Here is a 15,877-nt window from a genome sequence, read left to right as displayed (position 1 = left end):
TTAATTTTTTAATGCGTTTATAATGCTTGTAGCTTGTTCTTTATCTTCTACCCCCATTCTGAATGAAGGACTTAAAGAAGTCTGAATAGTCGCCGTGACAAGATGAGTACCTTTAAATGATATTGTCATTTGGGTACCGATGTTTTTATTGATTAAAGCATCAAAGTGAGCAAAGCATTGTTTATCGTTTTTTATCGTTATTTCTATCTGGTCATTCCCCCCTTCGTCTGGCCCTAAATAATCGATTTTATCGGTACAAGCGTGAGTTAAGATAAAATTGCCACCGGATGAAAAGGCAAATTTTAATCCCTCTTCTGCTTGTGTTTGTCTGTTTGGGTTATTTTTACCGGAGCACCCGGTTATTACAGAGAGAAGTAACATAATAACAAACAAATTTTTCATGATTCCAACCCTGTTATATTGAATAATTACCTGAAATATACGCTATACCCGTCATCTTTCAAGCTGTCTCTTTTTTGTTGGCTGCACTCGCTCACCCCGGTCACATAATTCGCTATGCTCCCGGGGATTCGCTCCATTTTACTTAATCATCGTCAATTTCATGTTATCACCTGATGTTCTGCTCAGATCTTTAAGGTTTATTATCGCCTGAGAAGGTCAGCGTGAGTATTGCTCCCTGACAGTGAGACAAGTCTGTTTTATTGGAGAAGATTATGGCGAGTCATACATCCGATTATCGTACAGATGTCCGCATTGTGGCGCATATACCGCTTAGTAAGTCTGATGGCGATAAATTGCATTTCAGAAAATTAACTGGCAGTGAATCCTTGTCGCAACTGTATCAGTTTAAAGTAGAGTTTCTTTGTCCACGTAATGATCTCGATATGAAATCATTGTTGGGTAAAAGTATGGCTTTGGAGATCCCACTAATACAGGGTGGTTCCCGTTTCCTACATGGTGATATTACCCGTATTGAATATGTCGGACATCATTTACAGGAAGAAAACGATAAGTTATATATTTTCACGCTGCATCCTTCGCTCTGGTATTTGACACAAAACCGTGACTGCCGTATTTGGCAGGGGCAGAGTGTGCCGGATATTATTGCCGGCTTGTTGGCGGAATATCATATTAATATAGAGAATCGTCTCCGTAGCCATTATCGTCAATGGGAGTATTGTGTCCAATATCAGGAAAGTACTTTTGACTTTATCAGTCGATTAATGGAACACGAAGGCATCTACTATTATTTCAGCCATCATGAAAAAGGACATACTTTAATTCTGGCTGACTCACCAAATGCCCACCAGCCATTTAACGATGATTATGCTCAGATTCGCTATTTAGCAGCGCAATCCGGTGTGGTTGATCACCAGGAAGGTGTTATGTGCTGGCGCACAGCACAGGAAATTACGCCACGAGTTTATACGTTGGATGATTACGATTTCCGTAAACCACGGGCGCATTTATTGGAAGTATGCAGTAATCCAGCATCATGTGCGGTTAATAAGACTGATGTTTTTGAATGGCCGGGGCGTTATATCGACAATCAACATGGTCAATTTTATGCACAAATCCGCCAACAGGGATTTGAAGTGCGACAACAACAGATGTACGGCAAGACGACGGCATGTGGATTGGCTCCAGGATGCACTTTTACTTTACAAAACAGTCCTTGTCCGCCTGATGCACAGCCCTTTCTGGTGACGCATGCGGAATATGAATTATATGACTGTACGCTGTATGACGAATTGGATGGGAGTTGTTGGGACCAAGGACCGTTCCGAGCCGCATTTCACGCAATACCCGCTAATGTTATTTGGCGTCCGCAACGGGCAACACCTTGGCCGAAAACCTATGGTCCACAAACGGCGGAAGTTGCCGGTCCAGTGGGAGAAAGCATCTGGACCGATAAATATGGTCGCGTCAAATTGAAATTCCGTTGGGATAGATATAGCCAGCCGGATGATAGAAGTTCTTGTTGGGTGCGGGTTTCCAGCAGTTGGGCTGGTTGGAAATATGGCAGCTTACAAATTCCACGTATTGGTGAAGAGGTGGTGGTTGATTTTATCAACGGCGACCCGGATCGCCCATTGGTGACTGGGCGGGTTTACAATGAAGAGTGCATGCCGCCTTGGCAGTTGCCCAACGATGCAACCCGAATGGGGTTTATGAGCCGCAGTAAGAAAGGCGGGGTAGAAAATGCCAGTTTTCTGTTCCTCGAAGATGCGCCGGGACGTGAATCATTCACCATGCACGCCGAACGCGACATGAATATCTCCGTTGAGCACGATAAAAATATCACCGTTGATGGTGTCTTAGCTCAGGAGATAAAAGGCGAAACTCATCTCAAGCATCATGGTGTGTGTCATACCCTGAAAATGATGCCGGATATACAAACTTTCCGATTGGGGAAAACCGCGATTGTCGGCGCTGGTGGACGCGCAGATTTTATTGCGGGTGGCAGATATGAACGTATTCAAGGTAAATCAGAAACGCAGGTCAGCCAGAGTATTAACCAGCACGCGGGAGAAGATATCAGCCATCATGCCTTGGGTAATATTCTGTTCGATGCCGGCAAACAGATCATCTATGGCGACAGCCTATATCTCAACCGAGAAAGCAACGATCCCAATAATCAGGCGCAGCGGAAGCTGATGACATTGCAGACATTAACCCCTGAAGAAATGGCGGATCAGCAAGCATCAAAGCAGCAGCAACAGCAGAAAATCCCGACCTCAGTAATTTATAAGAGAGGTGTCAGTGTTGAGATCAACGGTGTTGATCAGCAGCGTGTGGATAAAGATCAGAAAGTCGAGATCAAAGGGGCGGTCACTCGAAGTATTGAGGGTAGCTGGCAAGAGCATGTTAAAGATAACCTGAAAATTCAGGCAGATGCGGATGCTTATCTTAATTGTGGCGGCAAGGTGTGCATTGAAACCAAAGATATGGTGCACAAGATTGAGGGGCACATAGAAACCCATGCCGGCAATACCTTAACCGTCTGTGGCACGACGGAAAATGTCAATATGCTCAACTATACCAACTCTTCCGTTGCCATGAAAAACGAGGGGGTGGTGATGTCGAATAATATGCTGAACATCGGTAATACCACGCTGCATATGTCAACCAATACTCTCAACCTTAGTTTTGGGCAGATAAATATCAATGCTGTGGCACTGAATCTGAGTCTCAGCGGTTTAACTATTTTTATCTGACATACCAAGACGGGAGAATGGATGATGAAAATCATGAAACCTCTGCGACTGGGTGTCTTGCACCGCCCGTGGCGTTGGCAACAGCAGAACTATCTGGGGGTGGCGGTGATGGCGCTGACGGATATGAGTGATTCGCCGCAAATCAGACCAGAGCCGGAACTGTGGCAATTGGTGGCTCAAGAGTTACAAAGTACCGGTGGGGTGTTGGATCTCTCTATTCCTAAACCCTGTGCAGAATTCTTTGCTACAGGTTATGCCTGGACAAATCATCAACCACAAAAAGAGGCCTGTATAGCGAAAATTCAGGTTGCCGATAAAGAAAAAAGCCTGATGGTATTTGGTGATCGCTACTGGCGGAACGGGCATCCTTCATCGCCACAGCCGTTCGAGAAGATGCACCTCGATTGGCAAAATGCCTTTGGCGGTCACTGTACCGCAGAAAACCCGTTGGGTAAGGGAGATGAACCTGTTACTCGTGAAGGGGTAGTGTGGCACCCATTACCTAATATTGAACATCCGGATCAACTGCTACATTCACTGCATCAGTGTGTGCAGCCAGCCAGTTTCGCCCCCCTTGATTTTAGCTGGCCGCAACGTAGTCGCATGATGGGAAAAAAATACGATAAGCAGTGGCTGGCGCATGAATTCCCCGGTTTTGCCCGCGATACAGATTGGCACCTGTTCAATATGGCTGGATCGGATCAATGGCTGAGTGGACAACCCTGTCTGCCGTCGGGCACCACTTGGCGTATCTGGAATATGCATCCCACTCAAGCTGTACAACAGGGAACGTTACCTTGCTGGCAAGCACGCTGTTTTATCACGCGTCAGCGTGGTGGAGAAATGCGCTTTGAGGAGCTTCATTTACGTGCTACCACGGTATGGTTTATTCCTCATCGGGAACGTATGGCACTCATTTGGCATGGTGCTTGTCCAATTAATGAAGATGATGCAGCGGATGTGCATCAAATGCTGGTGGCGATGGAGTTGGCACAGGCCGAGCGGCCGGTTGCTCATTACCAACAGGTGATGGCGCAACGGGCAGAGAAAGAGAAGGGGGCGCTTTTTACCCTGCGAGAACAGGATTTGATGGATGAAAGCCTGATTGCGCCTTGGATAGATAATGACGTACAGGTTACCCCCAGCGCACTGGCAGAGACGATGACAAGGCGTGAAACTTATTTGCGTCGGCGGCATCAGGCGAGGAGTGAGAAGCAAGAGCAGGATATTAATCAACTGCTTGCAGAATTGCCTCAGAAAGAGGGAAAAGCGCTCACTGCCGATAAGTTACCGGAGCTGGTTGCCAGCTTGGAACGACAGGCAGAACGGATACAACAGTGGGTTCAGAAAAAAAGTGCTGCATATGCAGCGGCTGAACGTGCCAGTGCTCCAGCGGTTGGTCCTGCAAGTTACTACCGTATGCTGGACTTGTTGCATAAACAGTCACAGAAAAAACCGGAATGTCAGACACCAGAGGCGTTGAAATGTACGCAGCGCAGTTTACATCAGATGTATTTGCTATCTGCGGATACGCGTCCGCCGGCAGGCAGATTACAGGGTGAACAGGCTGAGGTGTTACGCCGCCATGTGATGGCTTGCATGGCAACAAAACGCGATCTCAGTGGGATGGATCTAACGGGTGCCGATCTTTCTGGTTTGGATCTGCGGCGAGCTAATCTACAGCATACTCTGTTGGAAAATGCCAATCTGGATAACTGCTGTTTAGATGAGGCTGATCTGAGTGAAGCTATGCTGGCTTATGCTTCATTGAATAACACTTCGCTAAATGCGGCTTGTCTGAATAATGCTTCCCTGACCGGAGCGAAGTGCCACAACGGTTATTTTATCGGCGCACGCCTTGGCGGTGTGTTGTTGGAACAGGCTGAACTGGTCATGTGTGATTTTTCCCAGGCCGCTCTAAGTGATATTACGTTACGTCAGTGTACGTTACATCATTGTCGTTTCCCTCAGGCGCGGTTGAAAAACTGCCTGTTTATGGATCTCATACCGGAAGCGCTGGATTTTAGCCATGCCTATTTGACGCGTGTGACGGTCATCAATGGCGGCTTTACCGCAGTTCGTTTCAACCATGCGGTGATGGAAAGTTGTACTTTTCTAAACAGCGCGTTAGATCATGCTCAGTACCAGCATGCCCATTTAGACAGTTGTGTGTTTACTGGTAAAACGCATATTCGTGCTGGTCTGTTTCAGCATGCGCGGCTGACCAGTTGTAATTTTCGTCTTATTCTGCTTGAAGCGGCTGACTTTTCAGAGGCAGTACTACAAAACTGTGATTTTAGCGAAGCGGATCTCAGTTTTGCGCAAATGCGCGCCGTCAATGGCAGTCATTCACTGTTTATTCGTACTCTATTGACCAATAGTTATTTGCAGGACGCTAATCTGATGGGCGCGTTACTGCAAAAATCCCATTTAGCGGGCGCGGATTTGCGTCGCGCCAATCTGTTTCGTGCCGATATTTCTCAATCCAGTGTTGATGTGAATACGCAATTGCAGGGGGCTTTGCTTGATCAGTGCAAAACCCTGCCATGTGCCGGAGGCAAATTGATATGAAAACCTTAACACCGGAACAATTGAGCGTGCTGATTTCCCAAGGGGAAATCATTCAGGATGTATCTCTGACGAGTGAGTTGCTGGCAGAGAGGGATCTGGCTGGTATGGTGTTTGTTAATGTTACCTTTGAAGGAACTGAGTTCCGTTGTTGCAGACTTGATGAGACCGTGTTTCAGCAGTGTCAGTTATCATATACCTCTTTTCAGGGGATGACGCTGAAAGGGTGTTCATTTCAGCAATGTAATTTGTCGCAAGCCTGCTTTGATCGCACTCATCTGGATAACTGTATATTTCACGATTGCCAACTGGAACAGTTCTCTTTGCAAGATGCTGCGCTAAATTCTACCTATTTCATCTCTTGCCAGCTTAATCATGCACGTTTTGTCAATAGCACACTTGATAAAGTCACTTTGTACGATAGTGATATGCATAACGGTACTGTACATAATTGCCATTGTCAGAGTTTGACTTTGTTCGGTATGGATCTACGCAGTGTGACCTTTACAGGCAGCCGGTTTGAACGAGGGGTGTTTGCCCATTGTGATCTGCGCGAAGGGCAGTTTCAGGGACTCACCTTTCTGGCTTGCCAATTTACTGATAATCCGTTGGATCGTGCCGATTTCCGGCAGGCGATACTGACGCAAAGCTGCTTTAAAGGCGCATCACTGCGTGGTGCCTGTTTAGATGAGATAGAGGCCGAAGGGGCGCTATTTATTGAAAGTGATTTACGTGAAGCGCAGTGCCGGCAGGCAAAAATCAATCACGGCCAGTTTATTGCGGCCTGTCTACATCAAGCTGATTTCTCCTACAGCATGTTAGTTCAGAGTCAATGGCGCTATGCGCAAGCGGATAGCTGCTCTTTTGTCGCCTGCGATTTGAGTTATGCCGATTTCAGTTGGGCGGATATCAGTCATGCGGATCTGCGCCAGGCGCGTTTTAAGCGCACATTGATGCATCGGGCCTGTCAGCAGGGCAGTCGCTTCTCCGATCGTCGGGGGATTTTGGCACGAGATGAGGCACTGTTTGCGGCAGAAACATGGAATGCGCGTGGTTAGCGCTTAACGGGATATCGGGATTTTTATTTATGAACGCAACGCAAAAATCATTTCCATTGGAGATTAATCTTCCTCAACAGGCTGTGGGGCAAGTTGTTAATACCTTGCCAACAGGGGAAGTGGTCGTGGAGTATCAGCAGCGTGGCTGGCAATGTGGTGTCGCCATCAGTTGTTTGTTAATACCGCAAATCGGTGATGAGGTGCTGATTCATGGTGATGATAACCATCGGCTATGGGTGCTGGCGGTGTTAAGTCGGGCTGATGAACAGCAACCGGTGACGCTCACTGTTCCGGGAGATTTGCATATTGCTCCGCAAGGCGAATTGATGTTCCACAGTGCTGAACAGATCACTATTGATAGCCAATCTGTGCAGATTAGTGCGCAACAGAGTGATTGCCATATCACCCATATGCGTTACAGCGGTGATGAGTTGACGGTTTGGGTCAATGTGGCCTGTCTGCTTGGCCAGCGTGTGGAGGCATTGTGGAAAACCGTGGTTCAAATCAGCCAGCGCGTATTGCGTAAGGTCGAACAGGCAGAACATGTACGTGTTGGGCAACTGGATTGCCAAGCCCGCGATTATGTACGTTTACATGCACGTAATACCATCATTACGTCGCAGGCAGTGACGAAAGTGGATTCTGAACAGATTCATATGGGCTAAATGATGAGCAAAATACCAGAGAAAAACGCAGGGGTATGCCGTTCTCCTGCAATCTATGGCGCTCCTATGTTGCTTGAGCGTCTGACTGAGAATGGCAATGATGGGGAACAGGTACTGTTTGGCAATAGCGCTCAACAGCTTCGCCTTTCGGTTCTGCATAATTTGCAGGCTCTGCTTAACTGCGATCACTACTCTTCTGGAGCCGATCTTTCATCCTGGCCGCATGTTAGTACCAGTACGTTAAATTTTGGCATCCGGGCGCTGGCCGGAAAGTTTATTTCTCAGGTGAACTGGGAAAGTATTGAGTGCGCGATACGTGAAGCCATTATCCATTTTGAACCGCGCATTATTCCGCGGGAATTAACCATCACGGGAATGCGGGGTGATCAGCAACTGAATGCTCACAATATTCTCTGTTTTGAAATCCGAGGACATCTGTTGGGTTTTTCTCGCCCATTAGCCTTCACTTTCAGTAGCCATGTTGATCTGGAAAACGGGCATTTTGAGCTGGTGGATGGAGGATAAATCATGCATGAAAAATTACTGGAGTATTACAACCGCGAGTTGGCATGGCTGCGTGAAATGGGAGATGAATTTGCCCATTATTATCCTGGCATTGCCGGGCGGTTAGGGATGCAGGGCAATGACATTACCGATCCTTACGTTGAGCGTTTGCTGGAGGGCGTTGCTTTTTTGACTTCGCGTATTCAACTCAAGATGGATGCTGAATTTCCACGTTTCTCTGCCCAGTTGCTAGAAGCGCTTTATCCTAACTATCTTGCTGGCTTGCCTTCAATGGTAATTGTTGAATTACAACCAGATCCCACTAAGGGGGATTTGAGTAAAGGTTTTCTGGTGCCGCGAGGTTCATTGATGGAAAGTCAGGCACTGAAAAAGAAAGGGATCAGTTGCCGCTATCGTACCGCGCAGGATGTGACTTTGCAGCCGTTGCGTTTATTACAGGTGGAATTGGGGGGCGTATCCGCGGATGTTCCTCTTTCTGCCTTTGGCGGTGCTAATGTGCAGGGCACTTTGCGTATCCAGCTATCGTGTTTTGACAATGTGTCATTGGGTGAATTGCAATGTGATACGTTGATGTTCTACCTCAGTGGCGGTGATATTCCCGCTTTACAACTATTAGAGTTACTGATGGTGCATTGTCAGGGGGTATTGTGCCAAATCCCCGGAAGTACTGTACAACGGTTATTATTGCCTCCTCAGTCACTGCGTCATGAGGGGTTTACTGCCGAGCAGGCGTTGTTGCCCGTTGATTTGCGCAATGTCGACGCGTATCGCCTGTTGCAGGAATATTTTGCCTTTCCGGCCCGTTTCCAGTTTTTCAGCATCAGTGGCTTGCAGCCGTTGCTAGCGCAGGCCGGTAAACAACAGCGATTGGAAATTCAGATCCTGCTGGATGTACGTTCGCCACAGTTGGAAAAGGTGGTGGATGTTAGCCACTTGGCTCTACACTGCACCCCTGCTATCAATCTTTTTCCCCGTACCGCTGAACCGATGACGCTCAATGAACAACAGCATGAATACCATGTTGTGGTCGATAACATGCGTCCGCTTGATTATGAGGTTTTTTCTGTCACAGCATTACGCGGTATTGGTACTCAGCATGACAGCGACGAACGCTATATTTTCCATCCCCTTTATCGTACCCAATGTAGTGATGTGTTAGTTAATGCGGGGTATTTTTCTATCCGCCGTGAATCGCGCCTGTTGCCACAGCATGTGGATCGTTATGGCATGCGTTCTGATTATCTTGGCAGTGAGGTCTATCTCTCTTTGGCAGATGAGCATCATCCGCCTTGGCGCAGCGATTTGAAATATCTCAGTGCGGAAGTTCTGTGTACCAACCGTGATCTACCTTTATTACTGCAACGACAGGCGCAAGAGGGGCTGGTGATGCAGGATTCAGTTCCCGTTGCTGCTGTGCGGTTGCGTAAAGGCCCTACTGAACCTCGTCCGGCATTGGCAGAGAGTAGTGCCTGCTGGCAGTTGATCAATCAATTACAGTTCAACTATTTCAGCTTGCAGAATTGCGCCACTGAACAAGGTGAAGCGGAATTACGGCGGTTATTACGTTTTCATGCCAGTCAGGCTGATGCGGTGATTGCTCAACAAATTAACGGCATCCGGAGTTGCCGCTTGCAAGCGCAGAATCGTCATATGGTTGGCACACCGCTATTTCGACGCGGGATTAGCGTGGCGTTGGAGATAGACGAACAGACATTTTCTGGCCGATCTCCTTGGCTAATGGGGAGCGTATTGGCACATCTATTTAGCCGTTTGGTGACAGTAAACAGTTTTGCGGAAACAACATTATCCAGTGTGCAACGAGGCGTTATCGGGTTCTGGTCGGCATGTGATGGAGTGAGGACATCGTTATGAAGATATTCGCCATACATGCCGACAATCAGATCGTACCGGCTGGAGAGAAAGCGCATGCTGCGTCATCCGCACTTGATGCGTATTTTTGGGCTGAAAGAGAAAAGAGGCCGTGGAATTTCGATCTGTTTCAGTTGTTGCGGCGGATTGATGCACAGTCAGGTTCACCTTATCCACTGGGGCGTTCACCTTTACCGCGTGATGAACCCCTACGTTTGGGGCAACAGCCAGCATTATGCTTTGCGCCGGCAGAAATTGCGGCCATCGCACCTTATCCAAATGGCACTTGTTATCAGATTAATATCAATAACTTTGGCCTGTTTGGCCCGAATGGGCCTCTGCCTTTGCATGTCACCGAGTTTGCCTGGCAACGTCAGAAGCAACATAAAGATCATGCGTTGAGTGCCTTTTTCAATCTGTTTCAGCACCGTCTAATCACTCTGTTTTGGCGTGCATGGGCGGATGCTCAACCTTGCCTCTCTTTTGATCGTAGTGATAACCGCCGCTTCGATTATTTTTTTGCCAGTTTGATCGGCCGGGGCCATTGCCTCCGGCACCAGCGGACGCACCACTATATGGTGGGGCATCTGAACCGCCAGCTGCGTAACAAAGATGGCCTGTTGTGTCTGCTGCGTTACCACTTTGGCTTGCCGGTGACATTGCATGAAAACCAGTTTCATTGGTTGACGATAGACCGTGATGATCAGTTGCGGTTGCACAATGGTCATGCTGGTGCTCGGTTAGGCAGTACTACTCGTCTCGGTATTGCGGTGGCTGATGTGCAATATGCATTTTGTCTGGAACTTGGACCGCTCTCTTGGCCGGTATATCAGCGTTTCTTACCGGCTTCACGGTTTGCAACATCCTGTCGTGATGAGCTGCGGCAATTGTGTGATTGGGTTCGGTGTTATGTCGGCCTTGAATATGCCTGGAAGCTCAGAGTTACGCTGGATCATCAGCATTATCAAGGATGTTCGCTAGGAAGCGCTCAGTCTCTAGGGCAGAACTGTTGGTTAGGGCTGAATATCCACCATCATGATCGCAGTGATCTCTGCTTTAGCCCAAATAACCCTGCGCAGTCATAGCAGACTGTACTTGTTTTCTTTATCTACCAATATGGACGAGGATGTTATGTTGGATATCAATCGCCAGTCACTGTTTAATAAACTGAATGCGCCGTTATTTCGAGCTTTGGACAGCGCCAGCACGTTTTGTAAATTGCGGGGCAATCCTTATGTGGAACTGGCGCACTGGTTGCATCAACTGATGCAGCAGGCAGCGGGTGATCTGCAACAGATCATGGGCTATTTTGCGCTGGATGAACAGCAAATGGCGCTGGATATTGTACAAGCGCTGGATACATTACCGCGTGGAGCCAGCGCGATTTCCGATCTCTCTACCCATATTGATGAAGCAGTGGAACAGGCTTGGGTATGTAGTTCTGTGACCTTTGCGGCAAGTGAGATCCGAGGGGCGCATCTATTGCTGGCATTGTTAACCACCTTTAATCTGCGCCAACATCTATTGGCGATTTCTGCTCAGTTTGCCCGGATTAATGCGGAGAGTCTGGCACAGGATTTTACCCGTATTCTGTGCGACAGTACGGAAAATAGCCTACTGAAAACAGTGGCGGCGGAGAGAGGGGGAGGGCTGTTGGCATCCGACAGTGCGCTGCAATGTTATGCACAGGATATGACTGCATTGGCGCGTGCTGGACAAATTGATCCGGTTGTCGGGCGGGATAAAGAGATCCGCCAACTGATTGATATTCTGTTACGCCGTCGGCAAAACAATCCGTTGATTACCGGTGAGGCAGGGGTGGGTAAAACGGCGCTGGTAGAAGGGTTGGCGCTACGGATTGCATCGGGTGATTTACCACCGTCATTGTGCCATGTTCAGCTCTGGTCATTGGATATTGGCCGTTTAGAAGCAGGGGCGGGCCTGAAGGGAGAATTTGAAGCACGTTTGCAGGCGGTGATTAACGAGGTTCAACAAAGCCCAGTGCCCATTATTCTATTTATTGACGAGATTCACATGTTGATTGGCGCCGGTGGCGTGCAAGGGATAGGTGACGCGGCAAACCTGTTGAAACCGGCTCTGGCGCGTGGACAGTTGCGTACTATTGGGGCGACCACTTGGGCAGAATACAAAAAGCACATTGAAAAAGATCCGGCGTTGACGCGACGTTTTCAGGTGTTGCAGGTTGCACAGCCGGACGAAGCATTAGCTTTACAGATGGTACGTAGCCTGTCCAGACAATTAGAACGACATCATGGCGTGTTATTGCTGGATGAAGCGTTAGAAGCCGCGGTATCGTTCTCTCATCGTTATATTCCGGCTCGCCAGTTGCCCGATAAAGCAATAGCCCTGCTTGACACCACTTGCGCGCGGGTAGCGGTCAGTCAGCACAGCCCGCCGGCGGTATTGGAAGATTACCGCCGTCGGCTTGATGCACTTCAGATTGAATATGAGATTGTTTGCCGCGAACAGCAACTGGGTGGTGATGGCGATCATCGTGCACGTTTAGCACAGCTTGACGGCCAACGTCATGAATTGCAGGCAGAGGAGCAGCAAATCGCGCAGCGTTGGCAGGATGAAATGCGGCTGGCTCAGCAGATTATCAGCTTACGCCAGCAACTCATTGCTGATGATGAAATGTCGGCAGATGATGCGCAGCGTTTGGCTTGGCAGACACAATTACAGAATTGCCGACAACAATTGAGTTTATTGCAGGGGGAACAGCCATTAATTACGGTTGCAGTGGATGCCCACAGTGTTGCAGCCGTGGTTGCGGATTGGACTGGAATTCCTCTTGGCCGGATGGTGAAAAATGAGATCAGTATTGTCCAGAATTTGGAACATAGCTTGGAGCAACGGGTTATTGGTCAGCAACATGCGTTAAGTATCATCAGTGAACGGGTACGTACGGCACGTGCACACTTGGGTGATCCCAATAAGCCGGTGGGGGTATTTCTGTTATGTGGCCCTTCTGGGGTAGGGAAAACCGAAACAGCGTTGGCATTGGCTGAAAATCTGTATGGTGGTGAGCAGAATCTGATCACTATCAACATGAGTGAGTTTCAGGAGCCACACAGTGTATCAACGTTGAAAGGGGCACCGCCGGGATATGTCGGTTATGGTGAAGGTGGCGTGCTGACGGAGGCTGTTCGCCGACATCCATACAGTTTGGTGTTACTGGATGAGGTGGAAAAAGCACATCCTGATGTACATGAGCTGTTTTTTCAGGTGTTCGATAAAGGCTGGATGGAAGATGGAGAAGGTTGTCGCATTGATTTCCGCAATACGTTAATCATACTGACCTCGAATGTGGGTAGTCAGGAGGTTATCAGTGCCTGTACCCGGCAGGATGGTTTGCTGGATGTGGAAATGTTGACGCAGCAGTTACGTCAACCGCTGCTACGGATATTTCCTGCGGCTTTGCTTGGCCGTCTGACGGTCATTCCTTTCTTGTCATTGAGTGATGAAATACTGGAAAAGATTGTACAATTGCAATTGACGCGGGTAGCCCAACGCCTGTGGGAAAATTATGGTATTGAAGCGCAATTTGATCGCCGAGTGACACAACAGATTATGGCTTGTTGTATGGAACAGGAATCTGGCGCTCGCAGGGTTGATTCTATTATTACTAATATTTTATTGCCGCAGATGAGTCGTAAATTGCTGACAGCAACGATGGAGAATCAACGTTATTCTCAATTGAAAGTTGCTTGGGAGAATGCGGTATTTCAGTGTTATTTTGGTTGAGATAGATACTACCCTTAGTCAGAGGTTTTTAGCAAAAAACACCGAAAACCTTCGTATTGGGTGGGGAAACTAATATAAATCTACCTCCTACTTAAATATACCTGTTATCTTTCAAGTTGCCTCTTTGTTGGCTGCACTCGCTCACCCCGGTCACATCGTTATCTATGCTCCCGGGGATTCACTCCCTTGCCGTCGTGATCCATCTTGAAATCCATTGGGTATAATACAGTTAGAAAACTGACGAAAAACTTCTCTGATCCAATATATCGGCTGAGATCTTCTCAAAGGTTGCAAAACAGGTTTTAAAGTCGTGGGGTTGTTGATTGTAAACCATAGGAGCTACATAAGCCTCAAAGCGTTGAGCGTACTTTTTATTGTTTTTTAGCTGTAACAGTGCATATTTCATCTCGTCAAATGGGTTATCAGTAAACTCAGGGTGTTTACGTCCATATTTAGCAATATCTTCGGAAACAACTTTGCTAAATATTGAAAATACATTAGCTAAATCCAGTTTATAGCTGGTGGCTATCAGATGTACATCGTAGATATGCCTTATTAAAGTTTCATCATCCTTTTCTGGATTACGCTCAGCTAATGCTGTACGTCTTAACATAGATACTATTTTTTCTACAAATGTCGATTCGATGTTAACGCATAAAAACTCTTTTACCTCGGTATCACGTCTATATAGTTCAGCCACAAGCGATGAAATAGCTCGGTGATCTGGTTTTTCAAATAAAGTCGTTTCCATTAACTCAAGTTTAATAATAGGTCTTAAACAAGGGGCAATCTGGTATTGTTGAGGATATCTAATTTCAATTTCTACATACCGGTATTCATCACGTTTTATCGGTTTTTCAGTAATTTTGAAAGCATCATCAGTAATAATGGTAGCAAGTAGCTGTTCTTGAAAAATCTTCCGCATTCTCTTACGTTCCGAACGGTTAACAGATTGCCAGTTGCTACGCGGAATAATTTTAAGATCAACATCTTCAGACATTCGCATAATTTTAACGTGTGATTTAGCGAGAGCAATACCACCACCAAAAATAATGGTAAATACGCCAGATTCAACCTTTGCAATTAGAGTAAGTAAATGGACTATCCAAAAGTCTTTTTCAATGATTGCAGGGTTATCTATGCCTAGTTCAAATGCAACATCATTAAACTCTTTTTTCAGTTGATCTATCTTTTTCATTTATGACTTTTCTGCCTATTTGTAAGCGAGTGCTAAATTTCCGATTATCAAATTTGAATTTAATTGATGCCGGGATTTGGGTTATTTCACCGTTCATAAATCTGAGTGTTAAATCATCAAAAGTAAAATCAATTTTTTTGAGTTTTAGCACCTCAGACACAATGGCATCTACACCGCCAGGTTTTGCTGGGATAGGCTTGCCTGATATAGTGCTCGGTCTGGCTTTTGTATATAGCCCATGACCAATTTTAATGAGTAGCCCTTTCTGTGTTAGTTGTTTAAGTGCTCGGCCAGTCTGATCATAACTGGCGATATCAGCAAAATCTTTGCGTTCAAAAACGTAACGTCTTGATCTGTTTAATTTTTGTTTTATTTTTTCGTAAGCTGTCATATCTCCTCCTTTAAAGGGATGCAAAATTGCTGCATATAATAGTAGTATAATACGGCATAAAACAAAAAACTATCCGTAATAATTTATTATATATCAGTAACATGATTGATTTTAATAGAAAATGACCTTTTGAAAAAAATAGTTGTGAGCTATGGTAAGCAATTGCATCACGTGCAAATTTGAAGTTAATAGTGATATTAGTTTGACGGGCTAAAATAATGAGTAGGAAAATTGTGTATATTGAGCTGATAGAATTTTGTGGTAGTGAATATTGAGATCAACCCGTCTTTTATATAATCCATTATTATGCAAAGTGCTAACCAAAAAGTCGGCACTTTGTTATTAATTGGTTTATATCGGTTATCTTTCAAGTTGCCTCTTTGTTGGCTGCACTCGCTCACCCCGGTCACATCGTTATCTATGCTCCCGGGGATTCACTCCCTTGCCGTCGCGATCCATCTTGAAATCCATAGGGTATATATCCTTATCATCAGTTTTTGATTCAAATAAACTGATTCTAGTTATTTTACTACCTGATTACCATCGAATCTCAGCTAGCTTGAGTAAATACTCAGGTATAGGTGCTGCCCGGATACATGAATAAATAAGCTGTTCGAATGTTTTTTTAAGGTTAAAGCGCCAATTGAACCTGAAACAGA

The 15,877-nt window shown here is 46.4% G+C and carries 12 protein-coding genes and 1 pseudogene; 8 read left to right on the top strand and 5 right to left on the bottom strand.

The genetic code is table 11. The annotated features are described in order from the left end of the window. Entirely contained in the window at positions 1-402 is a 402-nt protein-coding gene (locus tag CKY02_RS15795) for a hypothetical protein (protein WP_112896034.1), read from the bottom strand. A gap of 272 nt (positions 403-674) precedes the next feature. Between CKY02_RS15795 and CKY02_RS15790 the strand changes: the two genes are divergently transcribed. The 8 genes from CKY02_RS15790 to tssH are packed head-to-tail and all read left to right on the top strand — an operon-like array spanning position 675 to position 13,629. Continuing rightward, positions 675-3,179 (top strand): type VI secretion system Vgr family protein, encoded by a 2,505-nt coding sequence (locus CKY02_RS15790; RefSeq protein WP_112896033.1) that lies wholly within the window; start codon positions 675-677, stop codon positions 3,177-3,179. Between the two features lie 24 nt (positions 3,180-3,203). Further along, positions 3,204-5,750 (top strand): DUF2169 family type VI secretion system accessory protein, encoded by a 2,547-nt coding sequence (locus CKY02_RS15785; RefSeq protein ID WP_167405318.1) that lies wholly within the window; start codon positions 3,204-3,206, stop codon positions 5,748-5,750. Further along, positions 5,747-6,805, top strand: a complete 1,059-nt coding sequence (locus CKY02_RS15780; protein ID WP_167405317.1) for a pentapeptide repeat-containing protein — start codon at positions 5,747-5,749, stop codon at positions 6,803-6,805. Before CKY02_RS15785 ends, CKY02_RS15780 begins: the two co-directional genes overlap by 4 nt. A gap of 29 nt (positions 6,806-6,834) precedes the next feature. Continuing rightward, positions 6,835-7,470, top strand: coding sequence for a DUF3540 domain-containing protein (locus tag CKY02_RS15775; RefSeq protein WP_112896030.1), 636 nt, complete (start codon positions 6,835-6,837; stop codon positions 7,468-7,470). Positions 7,471-7,473: 3 nt separating this feature from the next. After that, a complete protein-coding gene (tssE, locus tag CKY02_RS15770; protein WP_162120381.1) occupies positions 7,474-7,995 on the top strand; it encodes a type VI secretion system baseplate subunit TssE in 522 nt (173 codons plus the stop codon). A gap of 3 nt (positions 7,996-7,998) precedes the next feature. Beyond that, positions 7,999-9,867 carry a type VI secretion system baseplate subunit TssF gene (gene tssF, locus CKY02_RS15765; RefSeq protein WP_112896028.1) on the top strand — a complete coding sequence of 623 codons (1,869 nt, stop codon included), beginning with the start codon at positions 7,999-8,001 and terminating at the stop codon, positions 9,865-9,867. Continuing rightward, on the top strand, positions 9,864-10,949 hold the full coding sequence (tssG, locus tag CKY02_RS15760; protein WP_112896027.1) for a type VI secretion system baseplate subunit TssG: 1,086 nt from the start codon (positions 9,864-9,866) through the stop codon (positions 10,947-10,949). Before tssF ends, tssG begins: the two co-directional genes overlap by 4 nt. A gap of 46 nt (positions 10,950-10,995) precedes the next feature. Next, entirely contained in the window at positions 10,996-13,629 is a 2,634-nt protein-coding gene (gene tssH, locus CKY02_RS15755; RefSeq protein WP_112896026.1) for a type VI secretion system ATPase TssH, read from the top strand. 229 nt (positions 13,630-13,858) lie between these two features. On the opposite strand, the gene CKY02_RS15750 is transcribed toward tssH, so the two are convergent. From CKY02_RS15750 to CKY02_RS25810, 4 genes and pseudogenes are all read right to left on the bottom strand, one after another. Then, positions 13,859-14,827, bottom strand: coding sequence for a nucleotidyl transferase AbiEii/AbiGii toxin family protein (locus CKY02_RS15750; RefSeq protein ID WP_202924615.1), 969 nt, complete (start codon positions 14,825-14,827; stop codon positions 13,859-13,861). Further along, entirely contained in the window at positions 14,793-15,218 is a 426-nt protein-coding gene (locus tag CKY02_RS15745) for a type IV toxin-antitoxin system AbiEi family antitoxin domain-containing protein (protein WP_112896025.1), read from the bottom strand. Before CKY02_RS15745 ends, CKY02_RS15750 begins: the two co-directional genes overlap by 35 nt. A gap of 197 nt (positions 15,219-15,415) precedes the next feature. Beyond that, positions 15,416-15,628: a hypothetical protein gene (locus tag CKY02_RS23990; RefSeq protein WP_146747457.1), complete on the bottom strand. Its 213-nt coding sequence runs from the start codon at positions 15,626-15,628 to the stop codon at positions 15,416-15,418. Between the two features lie 127 nt (positions 15,629-15,755). Further along, positions 15,756-15,877 (bottom strand): annotated as a pseudogene (locus CKY02_RS25810) (IS1595 family transposase); the annotation flags it as partial.

It is taken from the genome of Photorhabdus bodei (assembly GCF_003287735.1).
Lineage (GTDB): Bacteria > Pseudomonadota > Gammaproteobacteria > Enterobacterales > Enterobacteriaceae > Photorhabdus > Photorhabdus kayaii.
The sequence above is the reverse complement of the archived record's forward strand: the minus strand, read 5'-3'. Positions and strand labels throughout refer to the sequence as shown.

Coding starts and splice junctions, on each gene's coding strand:
- tssE (WP_162120381.1), top strand. CDS start 7,474: ATGAGCAAAATACCAGAGAAAAACGCAGGGGTATGCCGTTCTCCTGCA.
- tssG (WP_112896027.1), top strand. CDS start 9,864: ATGAAGATATTCGCCATACATGCCGACAATCAGATCGTACCGGCTGGA.
- CKY02_RS15795 (WP_112896034.1), bottom strand. CDS start 402: ATGAAAAATTTGTTTGTTATTATGTTACTTCTCTCTGTAATAACCGGG.
- tssH (WP_112896026.1), top strand. CDS start 10,996: ATGTTGGATATCAATCGCCAGTCACTGTTTAATAAACTGAATGCGCCG.
- CKY02_RS15745 (WP_112896025.1), bottom strand. CDS start 15,218: ATGACAGCTTACGAAAAAATAAAACAAAAATTAAACAGATCAAGACGT.
- CKY02_RS15750 (WP_202924615.1), bottom strand. CDS start 14,827: ATGAAAAAGATAGATCAACTGAAAAAAGAGTTTAATGATGTTGCATTT.
- CKY02_RS15780 (WP_167405317.1), top strand. CDS start 5,747: ATGAAAACCTTAACACCGGAACAATTGAGCGTGCTGATTTCCCAAGGG.
- CKY02_RS15785 (WP_167405318.1), top strand. CDS start 3,204: ATGAAAATCATGAAACCTCTGCGACTGGGTGTCTTGCACCGCCCGTGG.
- tssF (WP_112896028.1), top strand. CDS start 7,999: ATGCATGAAAAATTACTGGAGTATTACAACCGCGAGTTGGCATGGCTG.
- CKY02_RS15790 (WP_112896033.1), top strand. CDS start 675: ATGGCGAGTCATACATCCGATTATCGTACAGATGTCCGCATTGTGGCG.
- CKY02_RS15775 (WP_112896030.1), top strand. CDS start 6,835: ATGAACGCAACGCAAAAATCATTTCCATTGGAGATTAATCTTCCTCAA.